The sequence below is a fragment of the Rhizobium sp. P1_C7 genome (assembly GCF_056406295.1).
Genome location: NZ_JBFUAL010000002.1, coordinates 47,134 through 72,186, shown reverse-complemented (window position 1 = coordinate 72,186; position 25,053 = coordinate 47,134). Strand labels below are relative to the sequence as shown.

General features: G+C 60.3%; 26 protein-coding genes and 1 pseudogene. 7 read left to right on the top strand and 20 right to left on the bottom strand.

Annotated features, from left to right (window positions below; all coding sequences use genetic code 11):
• Positions 1 to 393: 393 nt before the first annotated feature.
• Positions 394 to 540 (bottom strand): hypothetical protein, encoded by a 147-nt coding sequence (locus tag AC1D2R_RS03440; protein WP_477964796.1) that lies wholly within the window; start codon positions 538 to 540, stop codon positions 394 to 396.
• Positions 541 to 923: 383 nt separating this feature from the next.
• Positions 924 to 1,154: a hypothetical protein gene (locus AC1D2R_RS03435; RefSeq protein ID WP_477964794.1), complete on the bottom strand. Its 231-nt coding sequence runs from the start codon at positions 1,152 to 1,154 to the stop codon at positions 924 to 926.
• Positions 1,155 to 1,278: 124 nt separating this feature from the next.
• On the opposite strand from AC1D2R_RS03435, the gene AC1D2R_RS03430 reads away from it, so the two are divergent.
• From AC1D2R_RS03430 to AC1D2R_RS03420, 3 genes are all read left to right on the top strand, one after another.
• The gene (locus AC1D2R_RS03430; protein ID WP_477964792.1) at positions 1,279 to 1,608 is read left to right on the top strand and encodes a DUF6665 family protein; all 330 of its coding nucleotides are present in this window, start codon (positions 1,279 to 1,281) and stop codon (positions 1,606 to 1,608) included.
• 102 nt (positions 1,609 to 1,710) lie between these two features.
• The gene (locus AC1D2R_RS03425; RefSeq protein WP_477964790.1) at positions 1,711 to 2,460 is read left to right on the top strand and encodes a cytochrome c biogenesis CcdA family protein; all 750 of its coding nucleotides are present in this window, start codon (positions 1,711 to 1,713) and stop codon (positions 2,458 to 2,460) included.
• 44 nt (positions 2,461 to 2,504) lie between these two features.
• On the top strand, positions 2,505 to 3,455 hold the full coding sequence (locus AC1D2R_RS03420; protein ID WP_477964788.1) for an AEC family transporter: 951 nt from the start codon (positions 2,505 to 2,507) through the stop codon (positions 3,453 to 3,455).
• Here AC1D2R_RS03420 and AC1D2R_RS03415 read toward each other — a convergent pair.
• Genes AC1D2R_RS03415 through AC1D2R_RS03390 form a run of 6 tightly spaced genes read right to left on the bottom strand, consistent with a single transcriptional unit; the run spans position 3,435 to position 8,901 of the window.
• Positions 3,435 to 4,646, bottom strand: coding sequence for a UbiH/UbiF family hydroxylase (locus AC1D2R_RS03415; RefSeq protein WP_477964786.1), 1,212 nt, complete (start codon positions 4,644 to 4,646; stop codon positions 3,435 to 3,437). The genes AC1D2R_RS03420 and AC1D2R_RS03415 overlap by 21 nt on opposite strands.
• Positions 4,647 to 4,682: 36 nt before the next feature.
• Positions 4,683 to 5,195: a DUF934 domain-containing protein gene (locus AC1D2R_RS03410; protein WP_477964784.1), complete on the bottom strand. Its 513-nt coding sequence runs from the start codon at positions 5,193 to 5,195 to the stop codon at positions 4,683 to 4,685.
• A gap of 10 nt (positions 5,196 to 5,205) precedes the next feature.
• Complete coding sequence (locus tag AC1D2R_RS03405) at positions 5,206 to 6,876, bottom strand: nitrite/sulfite reductase (RefSeq protein WP_477964782.1); 1,671 nt, start codon at positions 6,874 to 6,876, stop codon at positions 5,206 to 5,208.
• A gap of 8 nt (positions 6,877 to 6,884) precedes the next feature.
• Complete coding sequence (locus AC1D2R_RS03400; RefSeq protein ID WP_477964780.1) at positions 6,885 to 7,199, bottom strand: DUF2849 domain-containing protein; 315 nt, start codon at positions 7,197 to 7,199, stop codon at positions 6,885 to 6,887.
• Positions 7,200 to 7,201: 2 nt separating this feature from the next.
• Positions 7,202 to 8,638, bottom strand: coding sequence for a siroheme synthase CysG (cysG, locus tag AC1D2R_RS03395; RefSeq protein ID WP_477964778.1), 1,437 nt, complete (start codon positions 8,636 to 8,638; stop codon positions 7,202 to 7,204).
• 2 nt (positions 8,639 to 8,640) lie between these two features.
• Positions 8,641 to 8,901, bottom strand: a complete 261-nt coding sequence (locus AC1D2R_RS03390) for a hypothetical protein (protein ID WP_477964776.1) — start codon at positions 8,899 to 8,901, stop codon at positions 8,641 to 8,643.
• On the opposite strand from AC1D2R_RS03390, the gene AC1D2R_RS03385 reads away from it, so the two are divergent.
• The gene (locus AC1D2R_RS03385) at positions 8,900 to 9,487 is read left to right on the top strand and encodes a nucleoside deaminase (protein WP_477964774.1); all 588 of its coding nucleotides are present in this window, start codon (positions 8,900 to 8,902) and stop codon (positions 9,485 to 9,487) included. The two genes, AC1D2R_RS03390 and AC1D2R_RS03385, sit on opposite strands and share 2 nt — an antisense overlap.
• Before the next feature lie 6 nt (positions 9,488 to 9,493).
• Complete coding sequence (mazG, locus tag AC1D2R_RS03380) at positions 9,494 to 10,330, top strand: nucleoside triphosphate pyrophosphohydrolase (protein ID WP_477964772.1); 837 nt, start codon at positions 9,494 to 9,496, stop codon at positions 10,328 to 10,330.
• A gap of 53 nt (positions 10,331 to 10,383) precedes the next feature.
• Here the strand turns inward: mazG and hflX are convergent, their stop codons facing one another.
• The 8 genes from hflX to dusB form a co-directional block, all read right to left on the bottom strand.
• A complete protein-coding gene (gene hflX, locus AC1D2R_RS03375; protein WP_477964770.1) occupies positions 10,384 to 11,715 on the bottom strand; it encodes a GTPase HflX in 1,332 nt (443 codons plus the stop codon).
• 77 nt (positions 11,716 to 11,792) lie between these two features.
• Entirely contained in the window at positions 11,793 to 12,035 is a 243-nt protein-coding gene (gene hfq / locus AC1D2R_RS03370) for an RNA chaperone Hfq (RefSeq protein WP_003539403.1), read from the bottom strand.
• A 110-nt stretch (positions 12,036 to 12,145) separates the two neighbouring features.
• Positions 12,146 to 13,009 carry a D-amino-acid transaminase gene (locus AC1D2R_RS03365; protein WP_477964768.1) on the bottom strand — a complete coding sequence of 288 codons (864 nt, stop codon included), beginning with the start codon at positions 13,007 to 13,009 and terminating at the stop codon, positions 12,146 to 12,148.
• A gap of 63 nt (positions 13,010 to 13,072) precedes the next feature.
• Complete coding sequence (gene ntrX / locus AC1D2R_RS03360) at positions 13,073 to 14,437, bottom strand: nitrogen assimilation response regulator NtrX (RefSeq protein ID WP_477964766.1); 1,365 nt, start codon at positions 14,435 to 14,437, stop codon at positions 13,073 to 13,075.
• On the bottom strand, positions 14,427 to 16,697 hold the full coding sequence (locus tag AC1D2R_RS03355) for a sensor histidine kinase NtrY-like (protein ID WP_477964764.1): 2,271 nt from the start codon (positions 16,695 to 16,697) through the stop codon (positions 14,427 to 14,429). Before AC1D2R_RS03355 ends, ntrX begins: the two co-directional genes overlap by 11 nt.
• A gap of 193 nt (positions 16,698 to 16,890) precedes the next feature.
• Positions 16,891 to 18,342, bottom strand: a complete 1,452-nt coding sequence (gene ntrC / locus AC1D2R_RS03350) for a nitrogen regulation protein NR(I) (RefSeq protein WP_477964762.1) — start codon at positions 18,340 to 18,342, stop codon at positions 16,891 to 16,893.
• Complete coding sequence (locus AC1D2R_RS03345) at positions 18,339 to 19,499, bottom strand: two-component system sensor histidine kinase NtrB (protein ID WP_477964760.1); 1,161 nt, start codon at positions 19,497 to 19,499, stop codon at positions 18,339 to 18,341. The genes ntrC and AC1D2R_RS03345 overlap by 4 nt, the downstream gene beginning before the upstream one ends.
• On the bottom strand, positions 19,496 to 20,497 hold the full coding sequence (dusB, locus tag AC1D2R_RS03340) for a tRNA dihydrouridine synthase DusB (RefSeq protein WP_477964758.1): 1,002 nt from the start codon (positions 20,495 to 20,497) through the stop codon (positions 19,496 to 19,498). Before dusB ends, AC1D2R_RS03345 begins: the two co-directional genes overlap by 4 nt.
• Positions 20,498 to 20,659: 162 nt before the next feature.
• Here dusB and AC1D2R_RS03335 point away from each other — a divergent pair, with 162 nt between their 5' ends.
• Positions 20,660 to 21,880 (top strand): bifunctional 2-C-methyl-D-erythritol 4-phosphate cytidylyltransferase/2-C-methyl-D-erythritol 2,4-cyclodiphosphate synthase, encoded by a 1,221-nt coding sequence (locus AC1D2R_RS03335; protein WP_477964756.1) that lies wholly within the window; start codon positions 20,660 to 20,662, stop codon positions 21,878 to 21,880.
• On the top strand, positions 21,877 to 22,377 hold the full coding sequence (locus AC1D2R_RS03330; protein WP_477964754.1) for a CinA family protein: 501 nt from the start codon (positions 21,877 to 21,879) through the stop codon (positions 22,375 to 22,377). The genes AC1D2R_RS03335 and AC1D2R_RS03330 overlap by 4 nt, the downstream gene beginning before the upstream one ends.
• Here the strand turns inward: AC1D2R_RS03330 and AC1D2R_RS03325 are convergent.
• The 4 genes and pseudogenes from AC1D2R_RS03325 to lipA all read right to left on the bottom strand — a co-directional run bounded on the left by AC1D2R_RS03325 (position 22,368) and on the right by lipA (position 25,026).
• A complete protein-coding gene (locus tag AC1D2R_RS03325) occupies positions 22,368 to 22,811 on the bottom strand; it encodes a type II toxin-antitoxin system RatA family toxin (RefSeq protein ID WP_477964752.1) in 444 nt (147 codons plus the stop codon). The genes AC1D2R_RS03330 and AC1D2R_RS03325 overlap by 10 nt on opposite strands.
• 9 nt (positions 22,812 to 22,820) lie before the next feature.
• Positions 22,821 to 23,390 carry a P-loop NTPase family protein gene (locus AC1D2R_RS03320; protein ID WP_477964750.1) on the bottom strand — a complete coding sequence of 190 codons (570 nt, stop codon included), beginning with the start codon at positions 23,388 to 23,390 and terminating at the stop codon, positions 22,821 to 22,823.
• Positions 23,391 to 23,409: 19 nt separating this feature from the next.
• A pseudogene (locus tag AC1D2R_RS03315) lies at positions 23,410 to 23,992 on the bottom strand (P-loop NTPase family protein).
• Between the two features lie 62 nt (positions 23,993 to 24,054).
• Positions 24,055 to 25,026: a lipoyl synthase gene (lipA, locus tag AC1D2R_RS03310; protein WP_477964748.1), complete on the bottom strand. Its 972-nt coding sequence runs from the start codon at positions 25,024 to 25,026 to the stop codon at positions 24,055 to 24,057.
• Positions 25,027 to 25,053 lie beyond the last annotated feature (27 nt).

Genomic DNA, 25,053 nt, shown 5'->3' with positions numbered 1-25,053 from the left:
CGAGGTGACTGCAGCGCCCAACGTCGATCCAGAATAGCGCTCGCCTCAGCCAGGTAGCACGCGGCATCAAGCGTCAGTAGCTGCAGGAGCGGGCGTTACTCGGTCTGAAACCATCCGCACAAGCCGGATTCACGGAAGTCCTTGGTTGGTTATTGGAAATCGGCGCGATTCGAATTGTGCGTAGGCATACACGCCGAAGTAACCGTAGCCAGCCCGATCAACGACGCGGTTAATGTAAGTGCTAGAATTCTGCTCATCGGTGTCTCCGTGCCATGGCAATTTTGCGCTATTGGCGCTGACTCACAAGCTTTTTCCGGTCCTTTCGGTAATGAGGGTCTTGGATCTCGGCTTAACGAGGGAATGACGCCTAAGGGGTCCCATTCGCCCTCGTGATTAGCCGTTGTCAATCTTGACGCCGGAGAACAATCCGGTTGGCTTACGAAGATCGAACGCGATGCTTGCTATGCCGATACGCTGCTGGCCGGCCAGAGCATTGATCTTGTATTTTCCAACAGCCATGTCGAGTATGTCGGCGGCCACAGGGCGTGGTCAATGCTCTCACCCGCAATTCGATCGCTTGCGCCAAGATACCTGGTGCAAACGCCATACCGTTACATTCTGATGAGGCTCCACTGGTTGTCCCCGGGAATACAATTTCTACCGCTGCAGTTCCGCTCCAAAATCGCCCCCACCCGGCCGCTGGGCCACACCTCGGGGTGGCCGAAGAACCCGGCGCTAGAAGAAATTTTGTCGACACAATTGCTTACGGCTAAGGAAATGCGACCCTACTTCCCTGAAGGAAAACTTTATTGGGAAAGGATTTTGGGGTTTCCGAAGTCGATACTTCTCCTCAGCTGCTTCGCGGACTGCCGCCGGCGGCGGTAATCTTGCCTTCGATCTTCGCCAAAGAACATTTTGGGCGGTCAACGCGCCTCCCGCGGCTGGCTATTGATTTTCGCACTCCAACTGTCGGTATCCAGTTCCAATTTCGCCAGAAACCTGCCAAAAGCCCGATCGGGCGCGACTGCCGTTAGCTTTAGAACGGGGTCGGGTGGCAGATTGACGTCACGCTGCTGCCACGAGATCACGTGGCCGTCCCTTTCTCCTGGCTCGTCGAGCTGCCGACAGGCAGCGGCATCACTCTCGTATCTCATGATTGCCTCACTTTACGAAAACCGACGACGGCAATAGACTTTCATACGTCTATTGATGCCCGAAAGGGTGGGAATTCTGGTGATGGCTGGCCACCTTGACGCAGGGCGACCGTGGAGGGTTTCAATGAGCTTTCGTCCGCCGCAATCGCTAAGGCAACCTTTTTCGGTTGAAAGCGGGTTCAATGTCGTTGAATACGAGCTCATGGCAGAGCGCGCGAACTCCCTTGGGCGCCACGGGCGCAAGGTCGAATCGGCGCTCCACAGATTGAAGGCATGGGACGCAGGACGCCAAGTCGACAACGCAAGGGAAAGCCTCCTAAACGAAGCGTCGGATGCCGTTTGGGCGTTGTTCGTGCAGCGCGAAATTTGCGGATTGCGAAACAGCCGCGATGTCATCCAGCGCTACGGCATACCGGACGAGGTGCTGGCGCGCCTGGGATCGACGCGCCGCTGACGATGATGCGTGCGCCAGCCCAAGCGCGAAAAGGTGATTGGCGGGACCGGGTCGGCTGCGGTAGGACTTCCCGCAATATTGCCTGCCTCCGGAGAATACCGAGTGTCGATTGCCGATATTTCCTTGCTGAGCGCTTTGATTGCCGGTGCGCTTTCATTTTTGTCGCCCTGCGTCCTGCCCCTTGTACCGCCTTATCTCTGCTACATGGCTGGCATCTCCGTCGAGCAGTTCCGCGGCGGCGGCGCCGTGACGGTCGCACCTGACGTACGGCGCGGCGTTCTGCTTTCAGCGCTGTTCTTTACCCTTGGCTTTGCCACCGTCTTCGTGGCGCTTGGCGCGGGTGCTTCGAGCATCGGCATGGCACTTCGCCAGCATCTCGATCTCTTGGCGAAGATTGGAGGCATTATCATCATCATCATGGGCCTCAACTTCCTCGGCCTCTTCCGAATCGGGCTGCTCGCGCGTGAAGCCCGCTTCCAGGGAGGCGGCAAGCCGGCGACGCTGACGGGGGCCTATGTCATGGGGCTTGCCTTCGCCTTTGGCTGGACGCCCTGCATCGGTCCAGTTCTCGGCGCGATCCTCGGCGTCGCCGCCTCGCGCGAAACGGTCGGCTCCGGTGCCGGTTTGCTTGCCGTCTATTCGCTGGGGCTTGCCATCCCATTTTGGATCGCGGCAGGTTTCTCGAGTGCCTTCATGGGTTTCCTTGTGCGCTTCCGGAGGCATCTCGGTGCCGTCGAGAAGGTCATGGGCGTGTTCCTGATCCTGACCGGCCTTGCCTTCATGTTCGGATTCGTCAGCGGTGCCGCAATCTGGTTCCAACAGACCTTTCCAATCCTGATGAAAATCGGCTAAGCGGATACCTCGCACTCCGCCGACCATCCGCACTGGACCAGCAATTGGCCGATATCGTCAGTCTTCTGTTGCCGTTCTTCGGCTTGATTTTCATCGGTTGCATCGCAGCAAAAGCCACAAAACAGCCGGCGGACGCGCTCGGGTGGCTGAACACCTTCATCATCTACGCCGCCCTGCCCGCGCTTTTCTTCAAGCTCGTCTCGCGTACGCCTTTCGAAGATCTGACGCGGATCGATTTCATCGTTACGGACTTGGCGGCTACCTATTCGGTCTTCATCGCCCTCTTTGCGATCGGACGATGGATCCGCGGGAACGCGCTTGCCGACTGCACGATCCAGTCGTTTGCCGGCGCATACGGCAATATCGGCTACATGGGGCCAGGTCTGGCGTTGCTGGCGCTCGGAGAAGAGGCCGCCGTCCCGGTCGCCCTGATCGTCTGCCTGGAAAATGCGCTTCACTTCATCGTCGCGCCGGCCCTGATGGCAGCCGCGGGCGACGACAGACGTTCACCTGCGCAACTCGTCTTCGACATCGCCCGGAAAGTGGCCCTCCATCCGTTCATTCTGTCGACGACGCTGGGCTTCGTGGCAGCAGCCCTCCATGTCGATCAGCCGCTCGCTTTCCAACGGTTTGTCGACTACCTCGCGCAGGCAGCCGCTCCGTGCGCACTGTTTGCGATGGGTGTCACACTGGCGCTCCGCCCGCTGAAACGTATACCGGCCGAAATCGGCTACATCGTTCCCGCAAAGCTGATCATTCACCCGATTGTCGTGTTTTTGGCTCTCACGGCAGTCGGGGGGTTCGAGCCGGTATGGATCCATGCCGCCATCCTGCTCGCCGCACTGCCGACGGCAACGAATGTCTTCATCATCGGCCAGCAATACGGCGTCTGGCAGGAGCGCGCCTCGGCGACGATCCTGATCACCACGCTACTCTCGGTCGCGACCGTGTCGATCTTCCTGATCGCAATAAAATCAGGCTTTCTTCCGGCTTAGGCTCACCCTGATCGCAGCCGGAATACCCCGAAAACCGCGACCGGGTTCGAGCCCCTCGCGCATGACGATGCTGCGGAGTGGCGCGAGCGCCGACAGGATATGCAGGCCCGCCGCACGCAGCACCTGCATTGGGAGGAAATCAGAGAGCAGCGAGCGGTTGAGGAGATCGACGCTCGCAGTGCGCGTCATGATATCGGTACGGCGCTTGCGGTCGAACTGGTCGCCGGCATCGGCGGCAATCTGCAATTCTGGACGCGCGCAGAGAACCTCAGTCAGCACCATCACATCGCGCAGGCTCAGATTCAGTCCCTGTGCGCCGATTGGCGGGAAGACGTGCGCCGCTTCGCCGATCAGCGCCGTGCGGCCCCTGCCGGAGCAGTGCGCCATCATGCCGGAGAGCGGCCAGACCTGGACGCCAGTCTCGACGCTGACCTTGCCGAGCAGCGACTGCATCCGCTCCTCGACGACGTTGCTTAACTCGGCAGGCGAGAGTTCGTTGCGGGCTTCGGCATCCGACGGGTTCTGGACCCAGACGAGACTCGAACGGTTGCCCGGCAGCGGCACCTGCGTGAACGGGCCGCTCTCGGTATGGAATTCGGTCGAGATGTTCTCGTGCGGCAGCGAATGGGCGAAATTCAGGACCATCGCCGTTTGCGGATAGGACCAGTTGCGTACGCCGATCCCGACCGTTTCCCGCAGCTTCGACCGGCGGCCGTCGGCGCCCACGGCAAAGCCGGCGACGAGCACATCGCCATCAGCCAGCGTTATTGCGACTGCATCAGAGGTAAGCTCAATCGCGACAGCCAATGCACTGAAGCGCGTGATGTTGCTCTCCGCGGCAATCGCGGCTTCCAGCACTTCCGTCAGCGCCTTGTTCGGAAAATTGTAGCCGAATGCTTCGAGCCCTACTTCGGCCGCACGGAACGTTGTAGTCGGCGCGCGCAGCAGGCGATTCGTGCCGTCGATGATGCGCATGGTGGCAAGCGGCGCTGCCGAGGGCTTCAGCTTTTCCCAAAGCGTCAGCCGGTCGAGAAAGCGGATCGACTGATCCATCAGCGCGGTCGTGCGCCGGTCCTCCCTTGGAGCCGGCGGCGCGATGAGTGCTACATTGCGTCCGCCGCGCGCCAAAGCGAAGGCGGCGATCATGCCTGCCAGGCCGCCGCCGATTACCGCTACTTCGAATGTCTTCATTGCACCGTTCCGTCAACTGATGACGGCGAGCCGGCCTTATGCCGCCGGCTTCGCCTGACGGCGCCAACTATAGCTCTTGCCGGCGTCGGCGTCACGGGCAGCGGGCTGATAATAATGCGGAATTGCCGGAAGACGCTTCTCGGCAAGGCGCTTCAGCGCAGTCTCGTTGGTGACTGCGAAGCTGTCGATGCCGACGCGCAGCATCAGCGGCACCTGGTCGATCAGAACGTCGCCGACGGCGCGCAGCTCGTTGGTATAGCCCAGCCGATCACGCAGCAGCGTTGCGTGGCTGAAGGCGCGGCCGTCGTTGAATGCCGGGAATGCGACCGCGACAAGTTCGAGCCGGTCCAGATAAGGACCGAGCCTGTGGACGTCGTCCGCTGGCTTGATAAGCACGCCAAAGCTGACTTCGTTGCTTTCCTCCGCCCAGGCGATTAGCTCGTCCAGGCTGAAAAGGGGTTTCTGCCCCTCGCCTGCCTTCAGTTCTTCCGTTTCGATCACCCACGGATCGTTCTCGACGAAGCCTGTTTCTCTCCAGATCTTTATCATCGTCTTCTCCTTATGCCGCTTCCGCTGCCGAGCCATAGAGCGCGTCCTTGAACGGCTGCGCGCCGACGCGGCGATAGGCTTCGAGGAAGATCTCCGACGGATCTTTGCGGAGCCCCAGATAGGTATCGACAATGGTCTCGATCGCGTCCGTCACCTTACCCGGCTCGAATCCACGGCCGATGATCTCGCCGATCGAGGTGTGTTCGTCACCGGAGCCGCCGAGCGTGATCTGGTAGAGTTCCGCTCCCTTCTTCTCAACGCCGAGCAGGCCGATGTGTCCAACATGATGGTGGCCGCAGGCGTTGATGCAGCCGGAGATCTTGATCTTCAGCTCACCGATCTCAGCCTGGCGCTCGGCCGCGCCGAAGCGGGTCGAGATTTCCTGCGCAATCGGAATGGAGCGCGCATTGGCGAGTGCGCAGTAGTCCAGCCCGGGACAGGCAATAATGTCGGTGATCAGGCCGGCATTGGCTTCGGCAAGACCGATTGCCACCAGACCGCGATAAACGACCTCGAGGTCGGCGAGCGCAACGTGCGGCAGGATTAGGTTCTGCTCGTGGCTGACGCGGATTTCGTCGAAGGCGTATTCTTCGGCTATGTCTGCGACCGCCTCCATCTGGCCGTCCGATGCATCGCCCGGGATGCCGCCGATCGGCTTCAGCGAGATGGTCACCATGCCGTAGTCGGGATTTTTGTGCGGCTGCACGTTCTGCTGCACCCAGCGGGCGAAGTCCGGATCGGCCTTCTTCCAGCGGGCGAGGTTTTCCCAGCCTTCGGCGCGCTCGGGCAGAGCCGGCGGTGCGAAGTAGGCGCTGATCGCCTGAACGTCGGATTCCGGCAGCTTGAGATCCGAGTCCTTCAGTTGCGCGAACTCGACCTCGACCTGACGGGCCAGTTCTTCGGCGCCGGTTTCGTGCACGAGGATCTTGATGCGCGCCTTGTACTTGTTGTCGCGGCGGCCATGCAGGTTGTACACGCGCATGACGGCGGTCGTGTAGGACAGCAGATCCTCTTCCGGCAGAAAGTCGCGGATCAGCTTGGCGATCATCGGCGTGCGGCCCTGGCCACCGCCGACGTAAACGGCAAAGCCGATCTCTCCCTTGTCGTTCTTCTTGAGGTGCAGGCCGATATCGTGGACCTGGATGGCGGCGCGGTCGCGCTCGGCGCCTGTCACCGCTATCTTGAACTTGCGCGGCAGGAACGAGAACTCCGGGTGAACCGACGACCACTGGCGCAGAATTTCCGCGTAGGGACGCGGATCGGCCACTTCGTCGGCGGCAGCGCCGGCAAAATGATCGGCCGTCACGTTTCTGATGCAATTGCCTGAGGTCTGGATGGCATGCATCTCGACTGTCGCAAGCTCGGCGAGCACGTCAGGCATGTCTGACAGTTTCGGCCAGTTGAACTGCAGGTTCTGGCGCGTCGTGAAGTGGCCGTAGCCACGGTCGTAGGTGCGTGCGACGTGAGCGAGCATGCGCATCTGGCGCGAGCTCAGCGTCCCGTAAGGAATGGCGATGCGCAGCATGTAGGCATGGAGCTGCAGGTAGACGCCGTTCATCAGGCGCAGCGGCTTGAACGCATCCTCGGCAAGCTCGCCGGAGAGGCGGCGCTGAACCTGGTCGCGAAACTGCTCGACGCGCTCGGCGACAAAGGCGTGGTCAAATTCGTCGTAACGGTACATCTGCTTCCTCAGACTGCGATGAATTCGGGATCAGCCGGCTTGTAGCCCGGCGCATATTCCATGGTCGGACCCTGCGCGCGAATACGCTCGCGAAGTCGCAACGGCCAAAGAACCCCGTCGGTTTCCTGAACCTCGATGACACTGACGTCAACGACCTTGTTGTCGGCATAGGACTTCTTGCCGATTTCTTCTAGTGCGGTAACGGCTTCTGTGTGACGGGCAACGAGCGCGTCCTGCAGCGAGGTCACCCATTCGCCGTTGGCGTCAAGCCATACGGCAATGCCATCCGTCAGCCGGTTGGCGGTCAGAACCTTGTCTACCATATTCAACTCCTTGCAAATTCCTCGACCCGCGCGCGTTCATGTACCAGCGGTTCGGACAGTTCGAAATTGGCGCCTGCGACGGCGTCGCCGATGATAACCATGACGGGTCCAGTCAACTGGTCGCGGTGCTGAAGATCCGGAAGATCCCGCAGTACACCGTGCAGCAGCCGGCGATCCGGCCGGCTTGCGTTTTCGACGACGGCGACAGTGGTCTCCGGCGGAAGACCCGCCTGCATCAGGCGCTCGGCGACGGAGGCCGCGACGGTGCGCCCCATGTAGACGGCAATTGTCGCACCCGAGACGGCCAGGCTTGCCCAATCCGGGAGGACATCGCCGGTCAGATCGTGTCCTGTTGTAAAGACCAGCGACGACGCGACACCGCGCAGCGTCAGCGGCAGTTCGAAATCCGCAGCCGCCGCGAAAGCCGAGGTGATACCGGGAACGACCTCGTAGGAAATGCCCGCGATACGCAAGGCCGCCATTTCTTCACCTGCCCGGCCATAAACCAGCGGATCTCCGGATTTCAGCCGAGCCACGCGCTTGCCTTGACGGCCGAGATTGACGAGCAGGTCGTTGATCTCTTCCTGAGACTTGGAATGGCAGCCTTTGCGCTTGCCGACAGACAGACGTTCCGCATCGCGGCGGCCCATGTCGACGATTTCCTGCGGCACCAACGCGTCGTAAACGATGACATCTGCTTCCATCATTACGCGCTGCGCGCGCAGCGTCAGCAGATCCACGGCACCCGGGCCCGCGCCGACGAGCCAGACGTGGCCCCGAACCTCGTCCAAGGACTGCAGCAGACCGATGGCGATACGTTTCGCCTTTGGCAGGTTTTCGTTTGCAACGGCATCGGCAACCGCACCGGAAAAGAAACGGTGCCAGAAAAGGCGGCGTGCTGCACCTTTCGGCACAAGATGCTCGACGGCCCTGCGGTAGTTGATCGCAAGCTGCGCCAGTCGTCCGAGCGACGGCGCGAGCAACTGGTCGACCTGAGCGCGGATCATCTGAGCAAGTACTGGGCCGGCACCTTCCGTACCGATCGCCACCGCGACGGGGGCACGGTTGACGAGAGCCGGCGTAAAAAAGTCGCAATAATCGGGCTGATCGACAGCGTTTGCAGGCGCGCGCTCGATCCGTGCTGCGTCCACGATCGCGCGATCCCGAGCAGCATCGCCGGTCGCGGCGAAGACCAGGACGGCTCCGCGCACCTGATCGACAGTAAAGCTCGCTCGCACCGTCTCGATCCGGTTCGCGATCAGATAGGCATGATAATCCGCTTCCGGCCTGTCAGCATAGGCAACGATGCACGCCTTCGTGTTCAACAACAGACGCACCTTTGCAAAGGCCTCGTCGCCATTGCCGAAGACGGCCGCAACCTTGCCCTCAACGCGGAAGAAAGCAGGAAACACCGACAGCTGTTCACTTTTGGAGGGCATCATCAATCCATTTCGAAGTTGCCGGAATATGCACTGTCCGCCCAGCCAATTGAAGAAACAGAAATTCGAAAGCCCACGCGGGCGCGTATTCTTTTACTCGGCTTGTCAGTGATTTGAGCAAAAGTCACCGGTGCGGCTTCAGGAACACACCGCTTCTGCCGCAACGCAATATAAAGGCTGTGACAAATCCGGTAGGCGGCCGAAATCGGCATTTGCCTGCTGTGCCGCTGACGATAGAGTGCGCTAACGAAGGAGATCGCCATGTCTGATAACACAATCGCTGCTCGCCTGCTCAATGTCATGGAGCACGACATCCTGCCGATGACGGAACGTGGCGTTGCCCTTGGTAACAAGGTTTTCGGCGCCGCCATTCTGCGTAAATCCGATCTTTCTCTCGTCGTGGCCGAAACAAACAACGAGCTGGAAAATCCCCTCTGGCATGGCGAAGTCCACACGCTGAAGCGTTTCTACGAACTCGACGAAAAACCGGCCACCAAGGATCTTATCTTTCTGTCGACGCACGAGCCGTGTACGATGTGCATGTCGGCAATCACCTGGGCCGGTTTCGATAATTTCTACTATTTCTTCAGCCACGAAGATTCGCGCGATGCCTTTGCGATCCCGCATGACCTCAAGATTCTCAAGGAAGTATTTGGCCTGGAGCCGGGCGCCTACCGACGCCGAAACGCCTTCTGGAACAGTTTTGCCGTCGCCGATCTCGTGGCAACCGAAAACGACGACCTGAAGGGCGAATTGAAGACCCAGACGGCACGGATCAAGGCGCGCTACGACGCCCTCTCGGACGCCTATCAATCGTCTAAAGGCGACAACGACATTCCGCTGAACTGAGATACCATGGAACAGTCAAGAGACATTTCACGCCTCATCGAGATCATGGCGGCGCTGCGCAATCCGGAAACCGGATGCCCGTGGGACATCGTCCAGACGTTCGAGACGATCAAGCCCTACACGATCGAGGAGGCTTACGAGGTCTCCGACGCGATCGAGCGCAACGATATGGACGACCTATGCGAGGAGCTCGGCGATTTATTGCTGCAGGTCGTTTTCCACGCGCGCATGGCCGAGGAAGCGGGCGAATTTTCCTTTGGCGACGTCGTCGAGGCAATCACCGCCAAGATGATCCGCCGCCACCCGCATGTCTTCGACCGTTCCGATGCCGGTACGCCCGACGCGGTAAAGAAACAGTGGGACGAGATCAAGCAGGCGGAGAAACGCGAGCGCGTGGAGCGGCGTGCCAGGCGCGGGATCTCCTCCGGGGATTTCAAGGCGGGCTTTCTCGGCTCCGTGCAACGGAGCTTTCCCGCGCTCACTGAGGCGCTGAAGCTTCAGGAAAAGGCTGCGAAAGTCGGCTTCGACTGGTCGGCACCCGAGCCCATCCTCGACAAGATCGAGGAAGAGATCGGCGAACTTCGCGTGGCATTGAATGAAGGCGATCAGAAAAAGGTCAGCGACGAACTCGGCGATCTGATCTTCGCCGTCGCCAATATCGGCAGACACGTTAATGCCGACCCGGAACAGGCGCTGCGTGGGACAAACACGAAATTTCGACGCCGTTTCAATCACATTGAAACAACTCTTCAAGCAGAAGGCGAAACGTTGGAGGCGGCCACTCTCGAACGGATGGAAGAGATCTGGCAGGCAGCGAAGGCTATCGAACGCCAGCTGGCCTGACCGCTAGAGAACATCCGCTTTTATTCGAATCGCGAAAGCGCGCTGGAATTGCTCTACTCCCAATCTTCGCGCTGCGCCTTCGGACCATTGCCCAGTCGGCGCTCAAGTTCGACGGCCTCGGTCTCGGACAGGCGCAGATCGAGTGTAATCGATCCGTCCTCGTTGTCGTTCCGGCTATCGATGATCGCGTGATCGTAGAGCCAGGGGAGCAGCGCCAGCCTGTCCACTGGCAGCGTTACCGTCGTTTCGGTCAGCACGCCAGACAGCCTGCGGCTGATCTCGTCCATCAGACCGTCGATGCCCTCACCACTGACAGCGGATACTGCGACGACATTGGGAGTTCCCTGCGCCTTCTGGACGAGGACCGCGTGGAATTCAGGTTCCAGGCGGTCGATCTTGTTCCAGACTTCAATGATGCGCTTTTCACCCTCTGCCTCGTCGATGCCAAGGTCCTTGAGGATACGCAGCACGTCGGCGCTCTGCGCCTGATTGTCGACATCGGCCATGTCGCGGACGTGCAGAACGAGATCGGCTTCCAGCACCTCTTCGAGCGTCGCGCGAAAGGCGGCAACAAGGTGCGTGGGAAGGTCGGAGATGAAGCCGACCGTGTCCGATAGAATGACCGTTCGGCCATGCGGCAGCTTCATGCGGCGCAGCGTCGGGTCGAGCGTTGCAAACAGCATGTCTTCGGCAAGCACGCCGGCGCCGGTGATGCGATTGAACAGTGTCGACTTGCCGGCGTTCGTGTAGCCGACGAGCGCCACGATCGGATGCGGCACCTTCTTGCGCTTGGCCCGATGAAGCTGGCGAGTGCGCACTACCTGCTCAAGCTCGCGCTCGAGCTTGATGATGCGGTCCTGCAGCATGCGACGGTCGGCTTCGATCTGGGTTTCGCCCGGGCCGCCCATGAAGCCGCCACCGCCACGCTGGCGTTCAAGGTGCGTCCAGCTGCGAACCAGGCGTCCCTTCTGATAATTGAGATGCGCAAGATCGACCTGCAGCGTGCCTTCCTTGGTGGAGGCGCGGCGTCCGAAGATTTCCAGAATGAGGCCCGTACGGTCGATGACCTTGGCGTTCCATTCTTTCTCGAGGTTGCGCTGCTGGACGGGTGTCAAGGGATGGTCGACGATCACAAGACCAGAGTCGTTCTCGTCGAGTGATGCCTTGATCTCCTCCAGCTTGCCGGTGCCCATCAGCGTCGCAGGGCGCGGATCATTGACCGACACAATGACGCCATTCACAACATCGAGGTCGATCGCCTGTGCAAGGCCGATTGCTTCCTCGAGGCGGCTTTCTGGCGTCCGCGTCACCGTCGCCTGTCCATCAGACGCATTGCGTCCGCCGCGCGCCTTCTTGAGCACAGGCACGATAACGGTCGCACGCATGTCATCCCGGTGCTTTACCGCTTCCGGGACTATTGAATCATTCTTGGTATCGCGTGTCGAAATGACGGGTTGTCCTGTTAGGAAGCGGCTTCTTCGCTCTCGAACATCTGCATCGGCTGGCCGGGCATTATCGTCGAGATCGCGTGCTTATACACGAGTTGCGAGTGGCCGTCACGGCGAAGCAAAACGCAGAAATTGTCGAAAGAGGTGACAACACCCGTCAGCTTAACACCGTTAATGAGAAAAATTGTCAGTGAAATCTTTTGTTTGCGAACAGTATTGAGAAACAAGTCCTGCAAATTCTGAGAACGTTCCGCCATCGCGCCGATTCTTTCTTTATTGCCGGCTTGGTCTCGCCGGTGAAATAGTATTCATCCTCGCCTGCAGGCAGCCGACAACCCTCATCCCCTCTGCCCAGAACGTCTTGGTATCAAATCGCAATCTTTTCCGCAACGTCGAAAAATGCTTCTCGAATTTTCGCTGAGAGGCTGCCCGGATGCCCATTGGCGATCGTCTGGCCGTCTACAGAAACGACCGGGAAGCAGATGCTCGTAGCGGCTGTAATGAAGACTTCACGCGCGCCCATCATCTCCGAAACCGAGAACTTTCGCTCCTCAATCTTCAACCCCAGCTTAGCGGCTATATCCACTAGCGTGGTGCGTGTAATACCGCGCAGGATTCCATGCTCGGCCGGTCGCGTGACGAGAGTTCCATTGCGATCGACGATCCAGATGTTTGTGGCAGCCCCCTCCTTCACCATGCCGTCCGCATCGACGTAGATCGCTTCCTGGGCTCCAGCCTCCTTTGCCTGCTGGCGGGCCATGGCATTCGGCAGGAGACCGACGGACTTGATATCGACGCGATCCCAGCGGTTGTCGCGAACGGTGATCGCCTTGATACCGTTGGCATTCTTCTTCGCGATGATTGCGGGATCGGTGCTCTTTGCGGTAATCACCAGCGAGGGCGGCGTGCCTTCCGCGGGAAACACATGGTCGCGCCGCGCAACGCCTCGGGTGACCTGCATGTAAAACAGCCCATTGCGCACGCGGTTACGGCGCAGCGTCTCGCGGATCACTGATGTCAGAGCGTTGCGGCTCATCGGCCAGGCGATCCGTAGTTCGCCAAGCGAGCGGTCCAGCCTGTTCAGGTGCCGTGTCAGATCGATGATATAGCCCTGCCTGATTTCGCAGACCTCGTAAACGCCGTCTGCAAACTGATACCCGCGATCCTCGATATGCACCATGGCATTCGAATGCCTGACGTAACGGCCGTTCACATAAGCTATTCTTGGCATGGAAAACCTGATTGTCGAAAGACGCAGAAGGAAAGAGGGACGGCGCAAAAGCGCCGCCTGTTGTCAAACGCCGAGCGACTTCAGCTTGCGATGAAGTGCCGAACGCTCCATGCCGACGAACTCGGCAGTGCGCGAGATGTTGCCGCCGAAGCGGTTGATCTGGGCGATGAGATAGTCCTTCTCGAACATCTCACGCGCCTCGCGGAGCGGCAGTGTCATGATGTGGTAGTCGTTCTTCGCCGAGACTTTCGGCAGCATGTCACCGAGATCGGTCGGCAGCATGTCAGCCGTAATGGGCGCGTCCGGTCCATCGGAGCGGGCCAGGATCATCAGACGTTCGATGTTGTTGCGAAGCTGGCGAATGTTGCCTGGCCAGTCATGAGCCTGCAGAACGGCCATGGCATCGTCGCCTATGCGACGCGTGCGGATGCCCGCCTGCTCGGAGATCTGCCGCATCAGCTGGTCGACCAGGAACGGGATGTCTTCGCGACGCTCGGCCAGCGCCGGAACGCGGACCGGCACTACGGCCAGGCGATGGTAGAGATCCTCGCGGAACCAGCCTTCGGCGATACGACTTTCAAGATTATAGGCAGTGGATGAGACGATGCGCACATCCACCTTCACCCGCTTCGACCCGCCAACCCGCTCAAACTGCTGATCGACAAGCACGCGCAGGATCTTGTTCTGCGTCTCGCGCGGCATTTCACCGACTTCGTCGAGATAGAGAATACCGCGATGCGCTTCTTCAAGCGCGCCGATCTTGCGGGCCTGCCCTGGCGATCCCTCGGTGCCGAAGAGCGCGATCTCCATGCGATCCGGCGTGATGTTGGCCGCATTGAGGGCGACAAACGGGCCGTTCGATCGCGCCGACTTCTTGTGGATCATCCGCGCAACCAGTTCCTTGCCAGAACCGGAGGCGCCGAGAATCATGATGCGACTATTGGTCGGAGAGACCTTTTCGATGTTCTGGCGCAGCTGCGAAACTGCGACTGAAGTACCGATCAGTTCAACGGGATCGCCGGCCTTTCGCTTCAGCTCGGACACTTCGCGCTTGAGCTTGGAGTTTTCCAGCGCGCGCTCGGCGATCAGGATCAGCCGATCGGCCTTGAACGGCTTCTCGATGAAATCGAAAGCGCCGCGCTTGATCGCCGAAACGGCAGTCTCGATGTTGCCGTGGCCCGAAATCATCACGACAGGGATATCGGGGTGACGCGTCTTGATCTCGTCTAGCAACGAGAGGCCATCGAGCTTGCTCCCCTGCATCCAGATATCGAGAAAAATCAGCCGCGGCGCGCGGTCGGAGATCGCCGCGAGCGCGCTGTCGCTGTCGTGCGCCGTGCGCGTCTCGTGCCCCTCGTCGGAGAGAATGCCGGAAACAATCTCGCGAATGTCGTGCTCGTCGTCGACGACCAGAATATCAGAGGCCATATGCGCTTTCCTTGTCACTTGCGGCCGGGACTCCGGGCATTGTTTCCAGGCGTGGCAGATGCACGCGGATCATGGCCCCTCGTCCCCGGTCAAAATCGGCGGGCGCGTCGTGCAATTCGAGCTGTCCGCCGTGTTCTTCAATAATCTTCTTGACGATGGCCAGGCCGAGACCGGTCCCCTTTTCGCGCATCGTCATATAGGGTTCCAGGATGCTATGGCGGTTCTCCACCGGCAGCCCGCGACCATTGTCGATCACGTCGACGGTAAATCGATCGCGCGCCGGATCGAGTGACGCACGCACGAGAACCTTGCGCTCATCGCGCTCGTTGCTCGGCACGGCCTCGATCGCCTCCACCGCGTTCTTAATCAAGTTTCCGAACGCCTGACCGAGCATACGACTGTCGAACTGACCCTCCAGCGGACCATCTCCCAACTCCTGCGCGAAGGTGACGTGGCTGTTGCCCATCTCGCGCAGGAAGACCGCATCGTGCAGGATCTTGCGCAGATCGCTCGGCTCCTTGGTCGGCTTCGGCATGCGGGCGAAGGATGAGAACTCGTCGACCATACGGCCGATGTCTCCCACCTGGCGGACAATGGTTTCGGTGCACTGATCGAACACACCCCGGTCCGCCGGATCGATCTGCTTTCCGAAGCGGCGCTGAATGCGCTCAGCCGAGAGCTGGATCGGCGTCAACGGGTTTTTGATCTCGTGGGCAATGCGCCGCGCAACGTCACCCCACGCGGTCGAGCGCTGGGCAATCACGAGATCGGTAATGTCGTCGAGCGTGATCACGTAGGATTCGCTCAGGTCACGCACCTCTTCGCGTGTCACCTGCACGCTCAGCGTCCTCACCGTTCCTCCGCGAACGAGCGCGATCTGTTTGCGAAAGTCGCCGCGATAGCGCGCAGCCGCCTCCGTAAGGACCTGATCGACTTCGGGAGCTATCTCGGAGAGGTTCTTACCCAGCATATGGGAGGCCGACAGTGCCATCAGCGTTTCCGCCGAGCTGTTGACGATCGTCACGCGACGGTCGTGTTCGACGCCGATGACGGCCGCGGTTACGCCTGACAGCACCGCCTCGATGAAGCGGCGGCGATCGTCCACCTCGTCCTTGGCTTCGAGGATTTCGTCGCGCTGCGTACGAATTTCCGAAATCATCTTGTTGAAGGTGCGCGACAGGTTGGCAACATCGCCATCCACCACATGCACCGGCACCACGACATCCATGTTGCCGGTGGCCACGCTGTCGGCGGCCGTAATCAGCAACCTGATCGGTCGCACGATACGGTCCGCAACGGCAATCGCCGTCCAGATCGCGGCCAGCAGAACGATCAGTGCAAAGCCAATGTACAGAACGGCGAACGCGATCTGCAGCGAGAATCGACCCGCTTCCATCGATTTATATTCGTTGGCATTCTCCTCCATCATCCGCATTGCGGTCATGACTTTGGGATCGACCGCGCGAACCGTGTAAAGAAATGCTCCGTCTATCGCTTCCAGCTTGATGATGGCGCCGACGAGATTGGTAACCCCGGGCGGGATGAGGGTGGGTTGCCCGGCAGACGCCTTGTTGAGGGCATCCGTCGGGATTGCCGGCAACGGCTTCTCCGTCTTGATGTCCGCCTGTGTCATGACCGAACCGTCGGCCTCGACCAGAAATGCGCCAAGAAGCCCGCGGCCCCGCGCCTGGCGGGTCATCAGGTCCGCGAACCCGGTGCGGTCGAGGGTGAACAGCTGACGATTGCGCTCCAGATCGTTGGCCATGGAGACGGTCTGCCCCTGAAGATAGCTCGCGTTCTCCATCATGTAAGCCTGCCCGATATTGCGGGAGGAGCTGACGATCGATTGCGTTCGCAACGCGAACCAGCGGTCGAGGCCGGCGTTCAGTGTGATGCTGGCGAAAAGGGCGACGAGGATCGCCGGCGTTATCGCGACGATTGAAAACAAAAGGACGATGCGGATATGCAGTCGTGCGGCGGCCCGGCCGCGCTTGCGTGCCTTGAAGAGACGCAAGACCTCGCGCCCGATCAGGGCTATCAATCCCAGCACGAAGAAGGAATTCACCACTACGGAGGTGATAACGACAGGCGACGTCGGCGCGATCGGGGTCAGTCCGAGAAGCACAAAAAGCGTCAGGGTGGCACAGAGAAGCGCACCCCCGGCAAGAACAAGTCCGGGCAGAGCAAACAGCGCGCGGCGATCGGTTACGGTCGTGACCGAATCGCCTTCCGCCGCTGGCGGCACCGCATCCTGCTTCATTCGCATAAATCTCCTCGCAACGGATCATATGATCCGTCACACCCGTGGATCGGATTTGGAAACCGCAACACTTCCCGCCCGAGACCGTCGAACGAGGACCAGATGGGTCTAGAACAGCTACGAAAACACAAACCCCTTGCGTGACTTATAAGCAACGCAATGTGGCGAAAATGCAACGCAGCCTGTCACATTGTCAAGCTGTACGGGAGCTTCTGTACACGGATACACCTAGTTCCCTGATCTTCTTGCGCAGCGTATTGCGGTTGAGGCCAAGCAGATCGGCCGCCTTGATCTGGTTCCCGCGCGTGGCCGTCAGTGCTGCGAGAATGAGCGGATACTCCATTTCCGTCAGCACGCGGTCATAGAGGCCGGGAGGCGGTAGGTTATCGCCGAAACTCGCGAAGTATGTTCGCATGTTTTCTTCGACAGCCTGCGCAATGGTCATGTTGCCATTGCGGATGGGCCCCTTCTCGATGGGGCTATCCGGGACGTCCGAACGCAATTCCGATTCGATGATTTCGCGCGTGATGACATCCTGCGGATAAAGCGCCATCAGGCGGCGAATAAGGTTCTCGAGTTCGCGCACGTTGCCCGGCCACGCATAGGCCTTCATCAGATCCAGCGCCTCCTGATCGAAGCGCTTGGTACCCAGGCCTTCCTTTTCCGCCTGTTGGATGAAGTGGCGGACGAGGTCTGGAATGTCTTCAGCGCGGTCGCGCAGCGGCGGCAGACGCAACGGCACCACGTTGAGGCGGTAGTAGAGGTCTTCGCGGAACAGGCCCTGGTTGATAGCCTGCTTGAGGTCCTTGTTGGTTGCTGCCACGATGCGGACATCGGTGCGGATCGGCGTGCGTCCGCCGACGGTCGTATATTCGCCCTGCTGCAGGACGCGAAGCAGGCGCGTCTGCGCATCCATCGGCATATCGCCGATTTCGTCGAGGAAGAGCGTGCCGCCCTCCGCCTGTTCGAAGCGGCCGGTCGAACGCGTCTGCGCGCCGGTGAAGGCTCCTTTTTCGTGGCCAAACAGTTCCGATTCGATCAGATCGCGCGGAATGGCGGCCATGTTGATGGCCACGAACGGGCCGTTGCGGCGCTTGCCGTAGTCGTGAAGCGCGCGGGCAACAAGCTCCTTCCCCGTGCCTGACTCGCCGGTGATCATAAGCGTCAGATCTGTCTGCATCAGGCGCGCGAGCACACGGTAGATTTCCTGCATCGCCGCCGAACGGCCCACCAACGGCATCCCATCCTGCATGTCCTCATCGAGCTTCACCGGCTTGCGTTTCGGTTCCGCCAGCGCACGCCCGATGATGCCGATCAGTTCGGTCAGGTCGAATGGCTTCGGGAGATAGTCGTAGGCGCCCTTCTCCGACGCCTTGATGGCAGTCATAAAGGTGTTCTGTGCGCTCATGACGAGGACCGGGAGGTCCGGACGCGCCTTCTTTATGCGCGGCAGCAGATCGAATGCATTCTCATCCGGCATCACGACGTCAGTCACGACGAGATCGCCCTCGCCGGCCGAAACCCAGCGCCACAGCGTTGCGGCATTGGAGGTGATACGCACGTCATAACCGGCTCGGCTCAAGGCCTGATTAAGCACGGTACGAATTGCCGCATCATCATCTGCGACGAGGATCGTTGCTGTCATCGAGAAGGTCCTGGTCCTGTGGGGTTCATGATCGTTGCGTCCTCAAGCGAGGCATCCTTGGATGCAGGCATGAGAACACGGAAGGTTGTCTTGTTGCTCTGGCTGTCGCATTCGATGATGCCACCGTGATCGCCGATGATCTTGGCCACGAGCGCAAGGCCAAGGCCGCTACCGTTCGTCTTCGTGGTAATGAACGGATCGAAGAGATGGGGCAGTAGATCGGATGGCACGCCCGGTCCGTTGTCCTGAACGCAGAACTCCAGCGGCAGCGAAATCTTCTCCCGCGTGCCGGCAACCGAAAGGCGGATGCCGGGGCGGTAGGCGGTCGTCAGCACGATCTCGCCGTCCGGCCGGTCGCCGACCGCCTCTGCGGCATTCTTGACGAGGTTGAGGAAAACCTGAACGAGCTGATCGCGGTTGGCATAGACTGATGGCAACGACGGGTCGTAGCTTTCCGTGATCCGGAGATGACGCGCGAAGCCTGCCTTGGCGACCGCCTTCACATGATCGAGAACAGAATGAATGTTGACCGGCACGCGATCGACCGGGCGCTCGTCCGAGAACACCTCCATGCGATCGACAAGCGAAACAATACGGTCGGTTTCGTCGCAGATAAGACGCGTAAGGGCACGATCTTCATCGTCTGCCGACTGCTCGAGAAGCTGTGCTGCGCCGCGAATCCCCGAGAGCGGATTCTTGATCTCATGCGCAAGCATCGAGGCCAGGCCGGTCACCGAGCGGGCCGCCGCGCGATGGGTCAGCTGCCGGTCGATTTTGTCGGCCATCGAGCGCTCCTGGAAGACGATCACGACGGAGCCGGGTTCGCTAACCACCGGTGCCACGTAAATATCCACCAGCTTGTCCTGGCCAAGCCGGGGCGAACTCAGGTCGACGCGATACTCGTTGATCGGTGCGCGGCGTTCCCTCACTTGATCGATCAGCGCCAGAAGCGGGCTTCCGAACGGAATGAATGTCGAGATCTTGTAGCGAGCAAGATGCGAGGCACTGGCGCCGAAGAACGCCTCGGCTTCCCAATTGGCAAATACCACAAGCCCGGCCTCATTGACCATGACAACCGGATTCTGAATGGCGTTGAGCACCGCCATGGCAACGGCGCTGCCGGCATGGTCGGCCGATAGCGGCATATCGTTTGTCATGCGGCCTCCCGGGTCTCGTTGTCAGATGCCGCGGCTGTCAGGGCATCGTAGAATCGTTGCGAAACCTCAGCGGGATCCCGCGCAGTCATGATCGCAGCTTTGTCGGCCGCCGCGATTGCCGGAGCGAAGCGCTCCAGATACCAACCGAGATGCTTGCGCGCATGGCGTACGGCAACCCCCTCGCCATAGAACTCAAGCATCGTCCGATAGTGCTCGGCAGCAATATCGGCGATCTCCCGGCCCTGCGGCGCCTCCCCTCCGGCAAGCACGCCCGCATGCCAAGGCCGCCCTTGGCACCCGCGACCGATCATGACTGCGTCTGCGCAGGAGCGCCGCAGAATTTCATGTGCATCCTCAACGGTCTCGACATCGCCGTTGGCGACCAACGGAATGGAGAGGACGTCGCGGACAGCGCGGATCGCATCCCAATCGGCGCGCCCCTCGTAAAACTGCATGCGCGTACGGCCGTGAATGGTCACGAGCTGAACGCCGGCATCCTCGGCGCGCTTGGCGATCTCAGGGGCGTTGATGGAATTCTCGTCCCAGCCTAGCCGCATCTTCAGCGTCACGGGCACATTGACTGCCTTGACGGTCGCTTCGATGAGACCAAGCGCATGCTCGGGATCGCGCATCAGGGCGGAACCGGAGTAGCCGCCGATCACCTTCTTGGCAGGACAGCCCATGTTGATGTCAATGATGTCGGCACCGTGGTCTGCGGCAATTTTTGCAGCCTCCGCCATCCAATGCGCCTCACGCCCCGCAAGCTGCACCATATGCGGCTGGAAGCCCGCGGCCTCCAGTCGCGCCCAGGATTCGGAGGTATTGTTGACAAGTTCGCGGCTTGCCACCATTTCCGTCACGACCAGGCCGGCACCATGGCGCGACGCCAACTGGCGGAAGGGCATATCGGTTACGCCGGACATCGGTGCCAGCACGACGCGGTTGCGCACCGTGACGGTTCCGATCCGCAAAGGGGATGCGAGGTCTACTTCAGACAAATGATTATCTTTCAGGCACGCCGGACAGGTGCACTATTTTTAGACAGGTTTAAATGGCTTGCCAAGGGGGCAGAGCCCGAATTGATATTTTTCGGGCAAATGCTGGAATTCGGTGCGCCAAGCCGTTAGAGCACCAGTGCAAATTCTGCTTTTTGGGGATTTATGCCGCAAATGCATCAAACGCAACCGATATCGATCGGAATTGTCGTCGTCGCCGCCGGACGCGGCGAACGCGCGGGCGCGTCTGAAGACGGGCCGAAACAGTATCGCCTGATCGGCAGCAAGCCGGTCATTGCACATACGCTCGAAAAATTCATCGCATGGCATGCGGCACGACAGATCGTCGTGGTGATTCATCCTGACGACGAGGCGCTCTTTGCCAAGGCTGCCGGCGAACTTGCATCCGGTGTCCCGGTCGATGTCGTTCACGGCGGTGCCACGCGCCAGCAGTCGGTTCTGGCAGGCCTGCGTCATCTGAAGTCAAAGGCGGTTACGCATGTCATGATCCACGACGCGGTGCGGCCGTTCTTCGAGCACGACCTCCTCGCTCGTATCGCCGACGCCCTATCGGACGGCGCGGATGCCGTTTTACCGGCGATGGCCGTTGCGGACACCCTGAAACGCGCCGATGCTAGCGGGACGGTGATTGAAACGGTTCCCCGCGCGCAGCTTTATGCCGCACAGACGCCGCAATCCTTCGCCTTCGAACCTATTTTTGCCGCGCACGAGAAAGCAGCGAGCGCGGGGCGTGCCGATTTCACCGACGACGCTGCCATTGCCGAATGGGCGGGCATTCCGGTTATCATCGTCGAAGGAACTGTGGACAACGTGAAGCTGACAATGAGGCGTGACATCGCGATGGCGGACAACAGACTTTCAGGCACGCACCTTCCCGATGTGCGCACCGGCAACGGCTACGACGTACACCAGCTCGAGGCCGGCGACGGCGTGACGCTGTGCGGCGTCTTCATTCCGCACGACCAGACGCTGAAGGGACATTCAGATGCCGATGTTGCGCTTCACGCACTGACGGACGCCCTGCTTGCCACTTGTGGCGCCGGCGATATCGGCGACCATTTCCCGCCATCGGATCCGAGGTGGAAAGGTGCCCCGTCGCGCATCTTCATCGAGCATGCCGCCAGGATCGTGCGGGAGCGCGGCGGTACTATCATGAACGCCGACGTGTCGCTTATCGCCGAAGCACCGAAGGTCGGTCCGCACCGCGATGCAATGCGCGCCAAGCTATCAGAGTTTCTCGGCATTTCGATCGACCGGTGCTCGGTCAAGGCCACCACCAACGAGACGATCGGCTTCGTCGGCCGCCGCGAGGGCATCGCTGCGATCGCCACTGCCACCGTCGTGTATCGAGGTGCCAAGCCATGAGCCCGTTCCCTGCCGACATTATCGCGGAGGCCGAAGCAATCATCCGCGACTTCACGGCTGCCGGATTGATGATCTCGGCGGCAGAATCCTGCACCGGTGGCCTGATTGCCGGCGCCCTGACGGAGATCGCTGGCTCTTCGGCGGTCGTGGACCGGGGCTTCGTCACCTATACGAATAAGGCAAAGACCGAGATGCTAGGCGTCCAGGAAGACACGCTCGCCCGCTATGGTGCGGTCTCGGAAGAGACGGCGCGGCAAATGGTGCACGGCGCCCTCTTCCGCTCACATGCCGACATAGCGATCGCGGTGACCGGCGTAGCCGGTCCAGGCGGAGGATCGGCGGAGAAGCCGGTCGGCCTTGTTCACCTTGCGGCTAAGTCACGCACGTCCGGGCTTGCTCATCGAAAGATGCTCTACGGGGATATCGGCCGCGATCAGGTGCGGCTTGCAACCGTCAGAACGGCACTCGCCATGCTCAGGCAACTGACTCAGGTGTAGATCTTCCCGGCACGCGTCTCGAATGCTTCGGAAAACATGCGGAAAGCCCGGTCGAACATCGAGCCCATGAGCGCGCCGAGGATGCGGCTCCTGAACTCATAGTCGATGAAGAAGTGCACGTTGGAACCCGTTGCCGTGTCCTCGAATCGCCAACGATTGTCGAGATACTTGAACGGCCCGTCGATGTATTTGACGTCGATTATACGCTCGGCCTTGTTGAGCAGGACCTGTGTCGTGAAGGTCTCGCGGATCGCCTTGTAGCCGACGGTCATGTCGGCAATCAGAAGTATCTTGCCGTCGCGCTCCTTGCGGCTGCGGATGGAAAGGGCTTCACAAAGAGGCAGGAACTCCGGATAGCGCTCGACGTCTGCGACGAGGTCGAACATCTGATCTGCGGAGTGGGGAACGGGTCGATGCGTTTCGAACTGAGGCATGATCGGCAATTAAGCGGGAGCGCCGAGAAGATCAAGAAGGCGGCGCATCTGACGGCGGGATTTTAGTTCGATAACCGGCTTAAGGGGGCCGTAAGCCGCCATACCAGCGACGATATGCGGTGTGTACCTGGTCTCGAAGGTCCAAATGAATTCCAGGAACTCCCAATCGACCTTCTCGATGCAACCCGGCGCCATTTCCGGCCGCGTGCGTCCGATAAACTTCAGCCAGCGGGTGACAGCACCCCATATGCAAAGCAGACGCGGCATACGCATCCAGATGACGATATCGCTGCGCGGGACGCGAATATCGAAACTGGACGTGCTGGTGCCGTCCATGATCCACCGGTCTGGAGCGATCCTCTCGACAATGCGCTGTCGCTGCTCCTCCTTGCTGCGTTGATTCCACCCGGGCAGCCAGCGGATGTCGCGGTCGATGGAGATATAGGCCAAATGGAAACGTGCAGCGATCGCCTGCGAAAGGGTCGATTTTCCGCCACCGGAGCATCCGATCACCAGGATTCGGTCGGCACCGTTCAGGAGAGCGGCCGCGTGACCAAAATCGGTGATAAAATTCGGCATGTTTCCATTCCTGAAACATCTATCGAATCGAAGTGCTGCACGCTTTAGGACCCAACAAATTGAGAAGGCGGCTCATCTCAGTCCTGCTCGTGAGCCGGAAGATGGGAACAAAGGGACCGTGGAGCCGGATACCTTCCATGAATTCGGGGACTTCGTCTCTCTCGAAATTCCAGACATACGTGATGAAACTCCAGGTCCGGCATCCTCTCGGGACACCCCGGCGCCATGTCGGACCGGATCTTTCCACGATATACGACGCCGCGCTTGACGATGCTCCAGAGGCAGAGCCAGCGAGGCATGCGCGCCAGAGAACGACATCCGCGCGCGGCAATCGTAGATTGAGCGACTTGGGAGTGCTGCCGTCGATAATCCAGCTGTCTTCGTCGACGATCCCGGCGATCAACTCCCGCTGTTCGGGCCGCGCTCTCGGAGCCCAGCCGGGCAACCAGTAAACCTCGCGGTCGTCGCTGACGCCGAGAAATCGGCGCCAGTTTTTGCGAAAACGTGCTCTTGCCGCCGCCGGAGCACCCGAAGACGGCAACTCGGCGCGCCCGCCGCAGGGCTTCAGCAGCATCCTCGACCGCTGAGATGTTGTTGGGCATGCGGGAGCTCCAGAAATCGGAGCCGCTCAATTTACACAACTTAAAATATTAAACAACCGGGCCTACTCGGCGGCGATCAACTGTTTCTTCTCGCGCGCGACCCTGAGGCGGGCGAAGTCGTCGCCGGCGTGGTGCGAGGAGCGCGTCAGCGGGCTCGAAGCGACCATCAGGAAGCCCTTGGTATACGCCACGGTCTCGTAGGACTTGAATTCCTCGGGCGTGACGAAGCTCATGACCGCGTGGTGCTTGCGGGTCGGCTGCAGGTACTGGCCGATCGTCAAGAAGTCGACGTCTGCGGTGCGCAGGTCGTCCATCAGCTGCAGCACTTCGTTGCGCTCTTCGCCGAGACCGACCATGATGCCCGACTTGGTGAACATCGTCGGATCCAGCTCCTTCACGCGCTGGAGCAGGCGAATGGAGTGGAAGTAGCGGGCGCCCGGGCGAACCGTCAGGTAGTTGCCCGGCACGGTTTCCATATTGTGGTTGAAGACGTCGGGCTTGGCAGCAACGACACGCTCCAGCGCGCCGGGCTTCTTCAGGAAGTCCGGCGTCAGGATTTCGATCGTGGTTGCCGGTGACGCAGCGCGGATGGCCAAGATCACCTTCTCGAAATGCTCGGCGCCGCCATCTGCCAGATCGTCGCGATCGACGGAGGTGATGACGACGTGGCTGAGGCCCATCTGCTTGACGGCTTTCGCGACGTTTTCGGGCTCGGCCATGTCGAGCGCATTGGGCTTGCCTGTCGCGACATTGCAGAAGGCGCAGGCGCGCGTACAGATCTCGCCCATGATCATGAAGGTCGCGTGCTTCTTGTCCCAGCACTCGCCGATATTGGGGCACCCGGCTTCCTCGCAGACGGTGACGAGCTTGTGCTCCTTCACGATCGAGCGGGTTTCGGCGTAACCCTTGGAGGTCGGCGCCTTGACGCGGATCCAGTCCGGCTTGCGCAGGATTTCCGTGTCGGGGCGATGCGCCTTTTCCGGATGCCGCACGCGTTTTGCGTCGGGATTGATCGTGTCGAGAATGGTTACCATAGCAGTTCAACTCTCCGCCGCCCCATG